Below are 15691 nucleotides of genomic sequence, written 5' to 3' on the forward strand. Positions count from 1 at the left end.
ACGTGCTTCACTAAACGGGACAAGGCTTCGAGAACAGAGCGCACGGCGACACAGAAGCCGACATACAATCGGCTGAAAGGTATAAGGTCAGACTACGTGTTTTATTCCGCGAAAACATTGTCTATTCCCAAAAAAGGCAGGTCTCCTGACTTGTAACCTGGCGTCCGTTCTTCCCAACCTTTGACGGTCAGTGAACGTGCATGGGACGACAGTTTGTGCGTTACGTACAGTTGCGCGACAGTTCGGCTTTAGACCACATCAGCGGCCTGACCGATTCCCTTTTAATTCCGACTCTCGTCGAAAACCTATTTCAGGCACTTTAGAAAATAACGTTAAATTGAACCCTATTGACGGATAAAATTCGGGTCAAAATTATATTACCAGATTTAACATCTACTTACTATATCTTAATTAAGATAAAAATTCTACTTTCGTGGTTGTAATAGTTATTTATTCTCTTTGTAATTGATTCTTCTGTCCACAACAGAAAATCCTTCTATGGAAAAACTAGACGATATAGACGAGCAGTTACTCAAACTTCTGGGAGAAAATTCGAAACAGACTATAAAAGAATTGGCGGATCGGGTAAATCTGTCTCATACGCCGGTTTTTGAACGGGTAAAGCGTTTGGAGTCTAATGGCTACATCAAGAAATACATCGCTTTGATTGATGCCGAAAAGCTGGGCTACGGATTAATCGTTTTTTGTAATATCAAGCTTAAGCAGCATGATAAACGCATTGGACATGAGTTTGTAACTGACATTCTTAGGCTGGACGAAGTAGTTGAATGCTACAATATTTCCGGGGATTTCGACTTTCTTTTAAAGGTGTATGCTAAAGACATGAAACACTACCAGGACTTTGTCTTCAATAAATTGGGTTCGGTAACCAGTATCGGGAGCACCCACAGTACGTTTGTGATGAGCGAGAATAAGAACACCTATAACGTTAATTTTTAACCCGACTTCGTCACTAAGGCACGACTATGCTATCTATAATGCCCTGACAACCAAACAAAAACAAAAATCCGTTTTCAAATTCACCGAGTTGAAACCCTGGCGAATTTGAAAACGGATTTTGCAGTACCTGATCGATCAATGCGTGTTAGAAAAAAGACGGACGAGCATATCGCCGATTCCCAACAGCACGGTAAAATGAATGAGCACCAGTGCCGTCCAGAGCACGACATCCTGCCTTAAGAAAGGCTTCGATTCGGGCAAGGTAACACCTGTATCAGCTAATAGCTGACGTAGATCCTGACGATTTGGTAAGGTAGTCATAGCTGTTTAGCTATTAGGTTGATTTAACCAAAACATATTTCCGGGACGCATTCGGAACGCTTTTTCGGGCACGACGCCACCAAAGCAGAAAGCCGGTAATAGCCAGTAATCCGGGCGTCAAGCCAATAAGTGCATACAGCATTTTTACCGGTAAGCCACCGTAGTTGCCTACATGCAAAGGAAAAAATGTGGCTTCAAGGCGATCACCAATAGGAAGCGCTGCTAAGCGACGAAGCTGAATCAGCTTACCCGTTTGCTGATCAAGACTGACCAAGTTGCCCGTTCCCCACAAAGCCCATTGACCTTCCAACGGACCATTGACCCGAAATTTTCGCTCGGGCTGAGTCGGCAAATAAACGTACGAGGGCTTTAAATCGGGCATTAATTGCCTGGCCTTTTGAAGTAGAGCATCAGCCGATAATACCATTGTTGTATTCGGATGCGTAGGTATTTGCTCGGTTTTCCAGGTTTTCGCTTCGAACGCAAACAGGTTCATCCAGAACCCAGTAAAGAAAATAATCGCATTCAGCAGCAGCGACCAGACGCCGACGACCCGGTGTAAATCGGAGCTAATGGTACGCCAGTTTTTTCTATTAATCCGCACCCGAAAACACAGTACTTTCCAAATTATCTTTCGGTAGACAACCAAACCTGTCAACAATGAGCCTAACATAGTCAGTCCAAACAAAGCCGCCAAAGCCGCACCGGGTACACCCAATTGAAAGCTGAAATGAAACTGCAATAGCCATTCAATGAAGCTAGGGCTGAAATCACTCGATTTACCTTCGCGCAGAATAGTATTCGTGTACGGATTCAACGAAATAAGTCCCAAATCGTACGTAAATAAGCGAGCGTCATTCAGGTATAACCGGAAATCGTAAGCATCCGTAGGACCAGCATTCGGATTCATCCAGGCAATACCATCCAAATTAGGATAACGGGCAGTAATCGTCTGGTAGCATCTGGTCAACGAGCGTTCAGAAAGCGGACGAGATGGCTTTACCATCAACAAATCATGATTGGCTAGTCGATCCAGTTCGTGTCGAAAAACCAGCACCGACCCACTCAGCCCTAATAGAATCAGGAAAACACCCGTGATTAGCCCCAGCCAGCTATGAATAGTAAACAAACGACGCGTTAGCTTCATACAATTCTACTTTTAAATTCGTTACTCATACTCCCGCCGAAGCACGTCAATGTCCTGGATCAACTTCTGGGTACCTTCCAGCGTGGTGCCATCATACATACCCCGGATATGTTTTTCCTTGTCAATCAGCACGAACGCTCCACTGTGTATGTAGCCTCCCGGGGCTGTAGAATCCTTGCTAGCCGTTACCAGATAGTGATTCTCACCGATGTCGTAGATTTTCTCGCGATCGCCCGTCACAAACTGCCACATGTTTCCCGCGACACCCATGTCGTTAGCGTATTGCTTCAACACCGTAGGCGTATCGTGGTCTGGATCGATGGTGTGCGATAAGATGCGTACGTCGTGACTATCCTTATAGGCTTCATAAACAGTCAGCATGTTTTTTTTCATGATCGGGCAGATGGTCGGACAGGTCACGAAGAAGAAATCGGTTACGTAGATTTTGTCCTTAAAATCGTCCTGGGTAATGGTTTTCCCATCCTGGTTAACGAATGAGAAGGCCGGAATAGCGGGGTACTCTCGCTCCGTAACTTTTTTACCATCGACGATTTTGGTCACAGTTTCGGACTCCCCGATATACGGCAGTTTTTCGTCGGTCAGGTGGCAACTACTCAGAGTAACTAATAAGCCCGCGGCAAGAAAGATGGGTTTCATCATCGTTTCAGATAGGCTTGTGCGTCAGTAATACTCTTTCGCATCAATTCACTCATGGCATTGACGCGTTGTTGCTCCTCCTGTAGATAAGCCAGTGCCTGCTGCTCAGTCAATGTAGCGAGTGTATCTCCGTTGTAGTGATGCATCCAGTTCATCATCGACTGGTCTGCCTGTTCCAGCGCAGCCTTTACCGCGAGCCCCCGCTGGTGAGCATTTGCTGAGGCAGGTTGTTTACTTTGTTCGGCGAGTTGTTGGCTTATCGTTTTTTTCAGCCGCATCAGTTCACTCATGGCGAGCATTACACTATCGTGAACGGCTAGTATTTGCTGCTCAAGATCGGCCACGGATTTTGGTTTCGCAGCGGCTTGCGCCGTCGAATGGGATGCGTGTGCAGTCGCATCGGAAGTTGGTTTCGATTGGCAAGCGAATAGCGTTATCGCAGCCAGCATAGCTACGACTATTTTAAATAAATTCATTGGGGATCGACTAGTTGTTCTGTGGCCAGTAGACAGCCACGGATGATTTAGAAACTGTGAATGTTACCTGGTTAGACTGAGCGTCAGCCACGTGCGACTACCGACACAATAAGTTAACTATCAATAGATTACGTGTACGAATGGGAGCCAGTCGTAAAAAAGAGGGTATACTAAAATCGGTTAGTTTAGGCGCAGGGCGGACGAAGCAGACCGCTAGCCGGCGACATGTAGGAAGAAATCAGATAATGAAATACCTGACGATGGCTAAACGCAATCTCACGCGCAAAATCAAATGAAAAATGCGTTTCGCAAAATAATTGGATCGGCGCTGTTTGCTGTACTCGCTCCGTCGTTTCTTTATCCTGTTTGTCCTGCTGGGCTTTCAGGCGTTTTGCCAGATAACACTTTCCGTCACAGTGAAGCTCAGGTTTGCTGCGGTTCTCGCAGAGGACACGGGCAATGTAATCTTTGTTGAGGTGATAATAGGCAACGGTTCCCCAGGGACTAATGCTAGGCAAGAGCACAGCTATCAACAGGATGTATGTCAATACGGAACGCATGGTGCTGCAAAAGTACGTCGGATTTGAGAATAGTCATCGTAAAAATTAGCAGTTATCCTGTCTCAACGCTCTTTCTGTTTCCAAAAGCAAGTCATACAGGGAGTGCATCTATAGCACCATTCCGAAACAGGTTACTTCTGCAAGCGGGATCAAATCATGGAAAGAAATACGCCTTGTATTTGGTAGAAAAATGGGCGTAAACGCATCAAGTATTTTCTAAAACCAGGTCAGAAAAACCAATACATTTGCATGCTTTCCTGACAACTAACCATCAGCCCAGGAAAGTACTTTCAACAACTCATTTTATGAAAAGACGTTCATTCGTTAAAGCCTCTCTTTTAACCGGTTCAGTATCAAGTTTCGTTAATCCGCTGAGTCAATCAATAGCTCCTTCAGACGCTCACCAAAGTCAAAGCCCAGAGTTTTACGAGCTTCGGATCTACAGTTTGAAAAATGGGAAACAACTGACTATTCTAAACAATTACTGGCAACAGGCCGCCATTCCAGCGCTCAATCGGTTGGGCAGTAAAAACATCGGTGTATTTACCGAATATCTTCCGCAGGGGTTTACCAAGCTGGCGGTGGTTATTCCGTTCAACTCAATGGACGATTATTTAAAAGTACCGGATCAGCTGGCCAAGGATAGCGCCTACCAGCAAGCCGGTGCAGATTACCTAAATGCGGAAGCAACGGCACCAGCGTATGAGCGCATCGAAAGTTCGCTGCTGAAAGCGTTGGCGGATATGCCCCGGCTGGAAGTACCCCCTAAAAAGCAGCGCCTGTTTGAATTACGTCGGTACGAAAGTCATAACGAAACCGCCGGCAAGAAAAAGATCGAGATGTTTAACCAGGGTGGGGAGATTGCCATCTTCAAACGAGTTGGGTTAACTCCCGTCTTTTTTGGCGAAACGCTGATTGGCCCAATGCGCCCTAATCTGACATACATGCTAACGTTCGACGACATGGCGGAGCATGACCAGAACTGGCGAACGTTTGGTGGCGATCCAGAGTGGAAAAAGATCAGCTCAATGCCGGAGTATGCAGACGCTAAAATTATATCCAATATCAACCGTACCTTTCTGGTACCCACTGCCTACTCGCAGATTTGACGAGGAAGTCGTGTCGTCAGGCGATTTAGTTAACCTATCTATTTTCCGTTCGGGGGTGAGCAATCGGCTTACCCCCGGACGGGTGTACAGTCAGGGGTAAGCCGATTGCTATTTAGTGCGGCTATACTGTTTCGGGTTTCTTCCAATGTGCTCGTTGAAGACCCTTGAAAAATGGCTTAGATTGGTAAAGCCGAGTCGATAACCTACCTCCGAAACGGATAGTTTTTCCTCTTTTAATAGGCGAGCCGCTTCTCTCATCCTAAAATCCTGGTAATAACTGAAAAGGCTATTGCCGAAGATTTGCTTGAATAACCGTTTCAACTTGGATGGACTCATCCGGGCGCTAACGGCCAATTCGCTAATCACCGGCGGAGTTTCCAGGCGTTCCAGTATTTGCGCTTTCACACGGTAAATGGCCTGGCTATCCAAACCGTTTATGGAATAAAGCTGCTTTTCGTCGCGCTTTTTCAACGCCATCAACAATCGGCAAATCAGCTCCTCCGCCTTTATTTTCAGAAAAAACAGTTGGAACGTTTCGTCAACTGATTCAGTCAACAGTTCGTCTATGATACCCTGTAAAGACGGAAAGATCATTTCTTCAAACAGCAACGGTTGTTCGTTGGCTAGCAGGCTTTGCAAAACCGGCGATTCGTCTGACACATCAACCAATTCCTTCAAATAATTCGTATCTACTTCTATATTAATCGTCGACGTGTTGGTATGGATCGGTATAACAACGTCAGTATTCATACTACTGGTCGCAATTAAAACAGAAGGGGCTTCCTTACCCGTTGTTGCGGTATTTGGTTTGTGAATTACGTTCTGAAACTTAAAGAGAATCATCCGTCCGGCTGCGTTAACCTCCGGGTTTTGGAGCAGCAGATCATCCTTAAGTTCATAATTCAGGATCAGCATTCGGATATGCGCATTAAAAACGTATCCGGCGCAATAACCGCTACCAAACTTTTCGGGAATAACCAGTCTTCGGTTTTTTATTTCTGCCCCTACTACACGAGCAAACGTTTGTAAAACCTGTGGAATAGTTTGCCAATCGTCTCTGACCATTGTAATCGTTTACGACTATTTTTTGAGCGAAGAGGGTTATTTAACTCCGAAAAGGTACTGGAATTTTGTATCGGCGTCAAACAATACAAACGTATGGTACTTCAAGATAAACAGATAGCCATTATCGGTGCAGGCCCCGTCGGTCTGACAATGGCGAAATTACTACAACAGCAAGGTATTAAGGTGACGGTTTACGAAAGAGATAAGGACGCACAAGCGCGAGTTTGTGGCGGTACGCTTGACCTGCATAAATCTTCCGGCCAGAGAGCGATGGAAAAAGCAGGGTTGCTCGAACGGTACTTCGCCTTAGCCAGACCAATGGGCAGAACCCTAGCCGATGAGCGAGGCCGGGTACTGTTCTCTAAGAAACCCACACCCGAAAACCAGTATGATAACCCTGAAATCAATAGGAACGATTTACGGAAAATGCTGCTGGATAGCTTAGCCAGTGACACCGTTGTCTGGAACAGTAAACTGACAGGGCTAAACGAGCACAACGGAAGCTGGCTCCTGCAATTTGAAAACGAAAGTCAGGCGACAGCTGATTTTGTCATTGTGGCGAATGGGGGAATGTCTAACGTACGAGAAAAGGTCACCGACAGTAAAGTCGAAGATACCGGAACCTATTTTATACAAGGAGAGGTACTTGACCCTGAAATCAACTGTCTTCCTTTCTTCCAGTTATCCGGTGGCAATATCCTGATGAGTTCTTACCAAGGCAACTTGTTGGTGGCAAATCCCGACAACAACGGGGCCTTGACCTATAATGTCATTTTTGCGACACCAGCCGGGTGGACCAATGACAATAAAGTCAACTTCCAGAACAAGGATAGCGTTCGTTCATTTCTCTCCGAACGATTCGCCGATTGGGACGAACGCTACCACCAATTATTTCAGGCTACTTCTACTTTTTGGGGGTTACCAACCAGAAAACTACCCTTGGATAAACCCTGGAAAGGGAATCGTTCGTTACCCATAACGCTCATTGGAGATGCCGCTCATTTGATGCCGCCCTTTGCGGGTCAGGGCGTTAACACAGGCCTCCTGGATGCATTGATTTTATCCGATAGCCTGACTAGCGGAGACTATCAAACTGTGCAGGCTGCTATTGACGATTATGAGCAAAAAATGAAGGTTTACGCAACAGCGGCCCAGCATGACTCAACGATGAACGAACTAGAGATGCGTCATCCTGACTTCTCGTTTCAAAAATTCGTTAAAAGCTAATCAATTTGTGGTGTCGGTTTTGAGAAGCCGACACCACAAATTGATTAGCTTTTAACAGAATGCCTATTACAAATATCCCGCAGAATCCGTGGCACTATCATACAAATAAAACATATAGATGCAATGAACCTAGTTTGTATGTCTAAGAAATCAATATGCAAAAAAGTGCTTAAAATATGATTTAGAACGAATTAATGGCTGTATCGGTTTGTTTTCTTATTGAAAGCCAGTCGTACCAACTCCTCGGCTTTTCTACCCAGTATGTTTGAGTTATATGTCGGCGATGTGGTCTATTACACCACAACCGAGCAGACGTTGGCCAAGGATAAAATTAAAGCAATTGTCCGTAGCAAAGAGAAGGGAAGAGTAAGACACGTTTACCAGCTCTTCAACGGGCTGAGTAAATTGGAAAGCGAGTTGTTTTTGAGCGTAAAACGGGCCAAAGACCATTTTGAGCGCTGCAAAATACAGATTAGTGTACCTAAAGGATTAGAAACTGACTGAACAATAAAGCCCCACGCTGTATAAGTGGGGCTTTATTGTTCAGTATAAGCGGAAGGACGATTTCTACTCAATCAGTCCTGAGTTATACATTTCGCGGTAGTACCGTTCGATTACGTTGTCTGTTACTCGTTCGATCAGCTCGACGGGTAAACTGTACCGTTTGGAAAGTGCGTTTTTGAGTGCATTTTCCAACGCCATTATCGAATGAAGCGTCTTGTCCCAACATGCTATCATTGAACTGTATACGATCTCATCGTACGAGAGAAAATTGAAGCGCGTTGGGGAATCAAGAGTTGGCTCCTGCTGTGGAATCCCCCGGTTTTCCTTCCGCTTATTCCACAGCTTTGCAATGCATGAAAATTCGCTTTTAAAACCTGGATCGTTGTAGACTTCTTCGACCAGTTCATTATGCCTCGAAACTATACGCTGTACCGTTTCAGGCTTTGATAAATCCCAGTACCACCAGTTCGCAATACTGCCTTTTTCACGCTCGTAGCAGCGTTGGTAAGCGGTTTTGAACAATCGCAGCAAAAGCACAAACGAATTGTCTAGCTCCGTTTCAGCCAGATTTATCCGTAGCCCTTTGTTTAACCGACTCGTATACAGTATTGAAAAAGGTGATTGATCAGGTTTGGTAGGCGGTACATCCGTTAAGACTTGTTTTATATCCTCTTCATTGAGTTTTGACTGCCGGGCCAGCGTAAACAAACTAAGAACACGCATCCTTTTTTGTTCTTCATTGAATTGGCTAAAACGCTCTAGTAAAGCAAGTTCCGAAACAACTCCCTGTCCAAATTGATTGAACGTAATTTCGTCTGATAAACTCAGTCTTTCAATCATGATCGTTGTGGATTAAGCTTGCCGGAATGAGCAATACTCGTTTTTACCAAGTAAACAACGTTCAGCGTATACTTACGCCAGTCGCTGTATCCGAAGTTATACAAAAATCAATAGCACTGGTATTAACAACATAAAACAAAACTACGCATCTCTCCTGTCTCGACTTCCTTTATCTATCGGTTAATAAAACAGGTAAGCCAGACTTAGTTAAGTCTGGCTTACCTGTTTTATCCATTTATTCAGCAGTTCTTAAAATACTTCTTGCCTTGTAGCTTTCTTCATGGTTTTCCCCAAAACCAGTTTGTTAGACACTACATGCGACGTATGTACTGCAATCTATACACAAACTAAAACCGTACATGTTCTTTACGGCATTTCATGCACTTATAAGCCTTTAACGGTAAAAAGAAAAGCAAGTTTTTTACTAACAAGGGTCTGGAAGTACGCTCACTATCCAAAACACTCCCGCAGTGAGGGCAGCCTGATTTGCTGGTGAAACGTCGAAAAGATAAAGAGACGGTGAGCAGTCGTACAGGTACGGTCACCACATACGTGAATACACTTAACATCAAAGTCATTTTGCTAATTAGGTTAACACTTTTTAGTTACAGGTAACAATTCTACGCATAATTGTTAAGCAAGTGCGACCTAATCACAAATTAGCTTTATCTTATTTACTGGGTGGTATTCTTATTTAAAGGATAGATAAAAACGGACACATATGGAACGTTGCTACTCACTAAACATCAACCCTTTCGGCAGAATAGCTATATATTCTATTTAAATCGAGAATTTGTAGCAGATGTCCGTACGTAGCAATAATCATGCTTAGCAGATTGAGCAACCATGATAGACAAATATGCAGTTTCTCAATCGGCTAAGCCAATCTAGCGCCAGCCACCGCCTAGCGACCGGTAGACTTCGACCATAGCGCCTAGTCGCTGCCGTTTAATATCAGCCAAAGCTAGTTCAGCTTGTAACGCGTTACTCTGAGCGGTGATTACTTCGAGGTATGTAGCCATACCACTTTTAAACAGGAGCTTTGCATTTTTAACAGCCCCTTGCAATGTCTGTACCCGCCCGATAGCGATCCGCTCCTGCTCCTGCAACCGTTCACTTTGCACCAGCGCATTGGCTACCTCCTTAACGGCATTGTTTATACTTTGGCGAAACTGGATCAGGGCTGCCTCCTGCTGAATCGTTGTTACCTCCAGTTGCGTACGGAGCTGTCGTCGCAGAAAAACGGGTTGCGTCAACCCTGCCGCCAGATTGTAAAATAAGGAGTTGGGGAAAGCAAACCAGTTCTGCGCCTGAAACGAATTCAAACCGCCCGAACCCGTAATGGTCAGCGCGGGGTATAAGCTAGCCTGCGCAACGCCAATGCGGGCGTTAGCAGCCACTAACCCTAATTCGCTAGCGCGCACATCCGGGCGATTGGACAACAGCTGAGCCGGTACGCCCGCTAGCAATGTATCAGCTACGGGATAGGTAGTAAGTCGATTGCCGCGTTCAATACTTCCCGGCCAGTCGCCCAGAAGTTGCCGGAGTCCATTCTGTTCAATAATCAAGCCCTGTTCCAACTGCGCACGCAACAGGTCGGCAGTCTGACGTTGCGCTTCGGCTTGCTGAACAGCGAGCTCCGTTACATCGCCAGACTTTTTTTGAAAGCGTACCAATTGCACAATCGTATCACCAAGAGCCAGGTTGCGTTTGGCAACATCGAGTTGTGCATCCAGCAGCAGGATGTTAAAATAGCCCGTTGCCACATTCGCGACCAGATTAGTACGAACGGCATTAGCGGCTTCCTGCGTCTGTAAAAAAGTAGCTATCGTCGCTTCGTTTTGCCGACGAATACGTCCCCATATGTCCACTTCCCAGGATAGAGCGAGATTGGCCGAGTAATCTTCCAGATGCCGCGTGCCAATAAAGTTCTCCAGACTCAGTCCGTTCAGACTATTACGCGATGGGGTAACCGTAGAAGCCGCCACCTGCGCGTTGACCGACGGTAGCAATGCATAACGTGTTTGCCGGACATAAGCCTGATTCTCTTCAATACGCTTAATTGCCAGTTGTAAGTCGAAATTGTTGGTAAGCGCGCTCCCGATCAGATTTTGCAGTTCAGCATCCTGAAAAAACTGACGCCAGGGCATTTTTGCCACACTGGACGTATCGGCGGTTGAAGCTTGTGGGCTAAACTGTTCCGGTAGCTTCGTGATTGGCCGCTGGTAGTTCTGCCCGACTTTGCAACTCGACAGGATGGATAGAATGAGAAGAATGCTGAAGTATGGGCGCAATGATAGAATAAATCTTTGCAGCATGATTAATTACGATTTAGCGGACTATCGGCAAAGGCTTCTTCGGCCAGCGCCTTCCGTTCCTCGTCGGTTTTAGGCCGACGGATCTTCTCTTGAAGTCCCTGAAAAATGACGAATAAGACGGGGATGATAAAAAGGCCAAACAGAACTCCTGTCAACATTCCCCCTGCCGTTCCTATACTAATCGAGTGATTTCCTTTAGCCGAAGCACCCGTTGCACCCATAAGCGGGATGAGCCCGACAATAAAGGCAAACGAAGTCATCAGGATCGGGCGCAGTCGCAACCGCGATGCTTCCAGCGCCGACGCCAATAAGCCCATACCCGTCTGCCGTCGCTGCACCGCGTATTCGACAATCAGAATGGCGTTTTTGGCTAAAAGCCCGATGAGCATAATCAAACCGACCTGCACATAGATGTTGTTATCGATTCCGGCCAGATTGATGAACAGGAAAACGCCCAGAATCCCCGTCGGAATAGACAGCAGGACGGCCCAGGGCAGAATGTAGCTCTCGTACTGCGCTGCCAGGAGGAAATACACAAACACTAGACTAAGTCCGAAGATTAAACCCGACTGGCCACCCGCTGCGATTTCTTCCCGCGTCATCCCGGTCCATTCGTACGTGTACCCCACCGGCAGTTTTTGTTTCGCAACTTCTTCCACTGCCCGAATCGCATCCCCTGAGCTATAACCCGGTTTAGCCATTCCGTTGATGGCGACCGATGTGAAAAGATTGTTTCGGGTAACGGCTTCGGGTCCATACACACGCTTCAGCGTCACAAACGTCGTCATCGGAACCATCTGTCCCGTCGCATTTTTGACATAAATGCTGTTCAGCGAGGACGGATCAGCCCGATACGGAGCGTCAGCCTGAGCAATAACCCGATAAAACTTGCCAAAGCGGTTGAAATCCGACGCAAACGTACTCCCGTAATACACCTGCATCGTTTGCATGATGTCGCTGGTTGAAACGCCTAGTTGCTTCGCTTTCTTTACGTCCAGTTCCAGTTCAAACTGCGGGGTACCCGTGTCGAATGTCGTAAAGGCAGCGGCAATTTCGGGCCGCTTTTGGATTTCCTCAATAAACGCGTTGGCTGTAGCACTCAGCTTATTCAGCTTCCCGCCTGTTCGGTCCTGCAATAACAATTCAAACCCATCGACATTGCTAAAGCCCGGTACAGTTGGCATGGTAAATACGTCTACCCGCCCTTCTTCAACACCAGCAACCTGCTTGCTTACGGCATCAACGACCTGCTGCAAATCCTTCACCGCTCCCCGCTCTGCGTATGGCTTCATTTTAACAAATCCGGCTGCATACGACGGGCTCGCCGAGTTCGCAATCATGTTGAAGCCACTAATTTCAATGTGCTGTTCAACGGCTTGGGTTTTATGCAGAATACCTTCGATTTTGTCCGCAACTTTCTGCGTACGCTGTAACGAAGCCCCCGCCGGTAGCTTCAGCGAATAAGCGATAAAGCCCTGGTCTTCGGATGGGATAAAACCCGTTGGGGTTGTGCGCATGAACCAGACCGTTACCGCTGTCACTAACGCCAGACTGCTTAAGCCGACCCACTTGTGGCGAATCAAAAACCGTAGTCCACCAACGTAGCGATTCGTCAGCGATGTAAATCCGGCGTTGAAGCCCGCAAAAAAGCGGTCTAAAAATCCTTTCTTCGAATGACCATTGTGCGCTGCACCGTCAACATGATGTGAATTTTTGAGTAGCAATGCGCACAGTGCCGGACTCAGCGTTAGGGCGTTAACCGCCGAGATCAGGATGGCGATTGCAAGCGTAAAGGCAAATTGCTTGTAAAACACCCCAGCGGGACCGTTCATGAAACCAACCGGAACGAATACCGCAGCCATTACTAGCGTGATAGAGATAATGGCACCCGAAATTTCCTGCATGGAATGCAACGTAGCGACCCGCGCCGACTGGCGGCTTTTCTCCATCTTAGTATGAACCGCTTCTACCACCACAATGGCATCGTCAACCACAATCCCAATTGCCAGTACGAGTGCGAACAGCGTTAGCAGATTGATCGTAAAGCCGAACAGTTGCATGAAAAAGAACGTACCAACAATGGCGACCGGCACCGCAATCGCCGGAATAAGCGTGGACCGAAATTCCTGTAAAAACAGGAACACCACGATAAACACAAGCACAAATGCTTCGAGCAGCGTATGCGTAACCTGGTCAATAGATTCGTCGAGGAAGGTTTTGGTACTATATCCGATGGTGTAATTAATTCCCTTCGGAAACGCTCCTTTGGCCTTATCCATGATCGCCAGAATAGCAACCTGAATATCGTTGGCGTTAGAACCCGCCATCTGGTTGATCGCAATACCCACACTTGGCCGACCGTTTACTTTTGTATCGCCACTGTAGGTAAACGAACCAAATTCAATCCGGGCTACGTCCTTTAGCTGAATAGCCGATCCATCGGCATTCGCTTTGAGGATAATATTTTCGTACTGTTCCGGCTGGCTAAGTTTGCCTTTGTATTTGATAACGTACTCAAACGATTCCCGACTGTTTTCACCGATTTTACCGGGAGCCGCTTCCAGGTTCTGTTCCCGAATCGCTCCGAGCACTTCCTGGGGAGAAAGGCCATAAGCCACCAACCGATCCGGTTTTAGCCAGATTCGCATGGAATAGTCTTTCACCCCGAACACCATCACTTGTCCGACACCGTTCACCCGCTGTAACTCTGGGATCAGGTTGATCTTGGCGTAGTTCTGCAAAAACGTTTCGTCGTATACGTCCTCATCACTGTTCAGGTTGAGGATCATAATCATACTGTTCTGTTGCTTTTGCGTCGAAATGCCCGCCTGGATGACTTCGGCGGGTAAAAGACTCGTGGCTTTGGCTACCCGGTTCTGTACGTTTACAGCCGCCAGATCTGGATTAGTGCCGAGTTTAAAGTAAATGTTGACTGCTACTGACCCATCGTTACCCGACGACGATGTCATGTACGTCATATTTTCGACCCCATTAATGGCCTCTTCGAGGGGGGTAGCGACGGAGCGGGCAACCACCTCGGCATTAGCGCCGGGGTACGAAGCCGCAACCTGCACGCTTGGCGGGGCAATTTCGGGGAATTGCGTGACGGGCAGCGTGACCAAAGAAATGACACCCAATATGACCAGCAGAATCGAAATGACCGTAGCCAGTACCGGACGTTCAATGAATGTTTTAAGCATGGTTTTGCCAGAAGCGCTCCAATCGGGCAAAGCCGATCAGAACGATGAATTTCGTTGAAGTAATTACAGTTCGCGGGACGTTGTCAGGCTATCGACAGCAACAAGGCGGGGGGTAATGGCATCCCCATCGCGAAGCCGATCCAGCCCTTGCTGTACAATGCGCTCGCCGGGTTTTACACCTTTGGTAATCAGGTAAAAGTTACCGCTTTTTCCGGCTATTTGAAGTGGTTTACTCACCACTTTGTTGCTATCGGCAACGGCAAAAACAAAAACCCGATCCTGACGTTCGAAGGTCGCTTCCTGGGGTATAACCACCGCCGATGGATGCGGCTCAGGGATGCGGACCCGCCCACTGATGCCAGATCGTAATAGCCCTTGTGAATTGGGGAAAACGGCCCGGAAACTGATAGCTCCCATCGTTTTGTCGAACTGACCCGATACCATCTCAATCCGACCGTGCTGAGCATAGGCTTTGCCATCAGCAAGCACTAGTTCAACAGGCGGCAGCTTACGAATCTTATCGGCCAGACTACCACCGGACGCCTGTTGGGTAAACCGAAGGAAGTCAACTTCGCCCATCGAGAAGTACGCGTATATTTCGTGTACATCGGATACGGTTGTCAGAGGCTGTAACTCGGCACGTCCGACCAGGCTGCCCACTTTGTAAGGCAGACGACCAATAAAACCACTAGCGGGTGCGGTGATTAGTGTACGGCTGAGGTTGACATTGGCGTTACCCACCATTGACTGGGCTTGTGCGACATTCGCTTTAGCCGCTGCATAGGCCGATTGCGCGGCTTTAAGCTGGACATCCGAAACGACGTTATTTTCGACCAAAGGCGTTAGTCGAGCCACTTCCAGAGCGGCTTTATCCAGATTTGCTTTGGCGGCCAACAAGCTGGCATCCGCATTACCGACTTGCTCGCGGTACGTACGGGTATCGATGCGAAACAACGGCTGTCCTTTGCGGACGGTAGCCCCTTCATCAACATAAATTTTTTCTAGGTAGCCTTCAACCTGCGGACGAATATCTACATTGACCCGGCCTTCGAGCGTGGCCGAGAACTCCTGATACGTTGTGACTGATGCCGTTTTGACTTGAACGACGGGCAATGTGGGAATCTCGGTCGCCGTTGATGCTTCGTTGGTCGATGATCCGCAACCAAACTGAATAAGAGTAAAAGAGAGTGCTAAACAGCGGGGAAGAAGTTTGTTATTCGTAGAGAGGAATTGCATGGGATTGAAGATGCAGTAGTTTTAAACGAACAGCAATCCCAGCCAAACTATTCCTAGTTCATTAAAAAATA

The 15691-nt window shown here is 47.1% G+C and carries 14 protein-coding genes and 1 riboswitch; of the genes, 4 read left to right on the forward strand and 10 right to left on the reverse strand.

Annotated elements, in window-relative coordinates; genetic code table 11:
• Positions 1–118: 118 nt before the first annotated feature.
• A riboswitch (cobalamin riboswitch) is annotated at positions 119–324 on the reverse strand.
• A 174-nt stretch (positions 325–498) separates the two neighbouring features.
• The gene (locus tag M0L20_RS24695; protein WP_232563486.1) at positions 499–960 is read left to right on the forward strand and encodes an Lrp/AsnC family transcriptional regulator; all 462 of its coding nucleotides are present in this window, start codon (positions 499–501) and stop codon (positions 958–960) included.
• A 135-nt stretch (positions 961–1095) separates the two neighbouring features.
• Here M0L20_RS24695 and M0L20_RS24700 read toward each other — a convergent pair whose 3' ends face one another.
• The 5 genes from M0L20_RS24700 to M0L20_RS24720 form a co-directional block, all read right to left on the reverse strand.
• Positions 1096–1281, reverse strand: a complete 186-nt coding sequence (locus M0L20_RS24700) for a hypothetical protein (RefSeq protein ID WP_248479767.1) — start codon at positions 1279–1281, stop codon at positions 1096–1098.
• A 13-nt stretch (positions 1282–1294) separates the two neighbouring features.
• On the reverse strand, positions 1295–2428 hold the full coding sequence (locus M0L20_RS24705; RefSeq protein ID WP_248479768.1) for a PepSY-associated TM helix domain-containing protein: 1134 nt from the start codon (positions 2426–2428) through the stop codon (positions 1295–1297).
• Between the two features lie 21 nt (positions 2429–2449).
• Positions 2450–3085: an SCO family protein gene (locus tag M0L20_RS24710; RefSeq protein WP_248479896.1), complete on the reverse strand. Its 636-nt coding sequence runs from the start codon at positions 3083–3085 to the stop codon at positions 2450–2452.
• A complete protein-coding gene (locus tag M0L20_RS24715; protein ID WP_248479769.1) occupies positions 3085–3561 on the reverse strand; it encodes a hypothetical protein in 477 nt (158 codons plus the stop codon). The genes M0L20_RS24710 and M0L20_RS24715 overlap by 1 nt, the downstream gene beginning before the upstream one ends.
• Before the next feature lie 185 nt (positions 3562–3746).
• Positions 3747–4121, reverse strand: a complete 375-nt coding sequence (locus M0L20_RS24720) for a hypothetical protein (protein WP_232563482.1) — start codon at positions 4119–4121, stop codon at positions 3747–3749.
• A 305-nt stretch (positions 4122–4426) separates the two neighbouring features.
• On the opposite strand from M0L20_RS24720, the gene M0L20_RS24725 reads away from it, so the two are divergent.
• A complete protein-coding gene (locus M0L20_RS24725; protein ID WP_248479770.1) occupies positions 4427–5230 on the forward strand; it encodes an NIPSNAP family protein in 804 nt (267 codons plus the stop codon).
• A gap of 108 nt (positions 5231–5338) precedes the next feature.
• Here the strand turns inward: M0L20_RS24725 and M0L20_RS24730 are convergent, their stop codons facing one another.
• A complete protein-coding gene (locus tag M0L20_RS24730; protein ID WP_248479771.1) occupies positions 5339–6295 on the reverse strand; it encodes a helix-turn-helix transcriptional regulator in 957 nt (318 codons plus the stop codon).
• Positions 6296–6388: 93 nt separating this feature from the next.
• On the opposite strand from M0L20_RS24730, the gene M0L20_RS24735 reads away from it, so the two are divergent.
• Both M0L20_RS24735 and M0L20_RS24740 read left to right on the forward strand, forming a co-directional pair.
• Positions 6389–7522, forward strand: a complete 1134-nt coding sequence (locus M0L20_RS24735; protein ID WP_248479773.1) for an FAD-dependent oxidoreductase — start codon at positions 6389–6391, stop codon at positions 7520–7522.
• Between the two features lie 261 nt (positions 7523–7783).
• Positions 7784–8026, forward strand: a complete 243-nt coding sequence (locus M0L20_RS24740; RefSeq protein ID WP_232563478.1) for a hypothetical protein — start codon at positions 7784–7786, stop codon at positions 8024–8026.
• A gap of 63 nt (positions 8027–8089) precedes the next feature.
• Here M0L20_RS24740 and M0L20_RS24745 read toward each other — a convergent pair whose 3' ends face one another.
• The 4 genes from M0L20_RS24745 to M0L20_RS24760 all read right to left on the reverse strand — a co-directional run bounded on the left by M0L20_RS24745 (position 8090) and on the right by M0L20_RS24760 (position 15620).
• Positions 8090–8866 (reverse strand): DUF5958 family protein, encoded by a 777-nt coding sequence (locus M0L20_RS24745; RefSeq protein ID WP_248479775.1) that lies wholly within the window; start codon positions 8864–8866, stop codon positions 8090–8092.
• A gap of 887 nt (positions 8867–9753) precedes the next feature.
• A complete protein-coding gene (locus M0L20_RS24750) occupies positions 9754–11184 on the reverse strand; it encodes an efflux transporter outer membrane subunit (RefSeq protein WP_248479777.1) in 1431 nt (476 codons plus the stop codon).
• A 2-nt stretch (positions 11185–11186) separates the two neighbouring features.
• On the reverse strand, positions 11187–14384 hold the full coding sequence (locus M0L20_RS24755) for an efflux RND transporter permease subunit (protein WP_248479779.1): 3198 nt from the start codon (positions 14382–14384) through the stop codon (positions 11187–11189).
• A gap of 63 nt (positions 14385–14447) precedes the next feature.
• Complete coding sequence (locus M0L20_RS24760) at positions 14448–15620, reverse strand: efflux RND transporter periplasmic adaptor subunit (protein ID WP_232563474.1); 1173 nt, start codon at positions 15618–15620, stop codon at positions 14448–14450.
• Positions 15621–15691 lie beyond the last annotated feature (71 nt).

The sequence above is a fragment of the Spirosoma liriopis genome (assembly GCF_023196085.1).
Taxonomy (GTDB): domain Bacteria; phylum Bacteroidota; class Bacteroidia; order Cytophagales; family Spirosomataceae; genus Spirosoma; species Spirosoma oryzicola.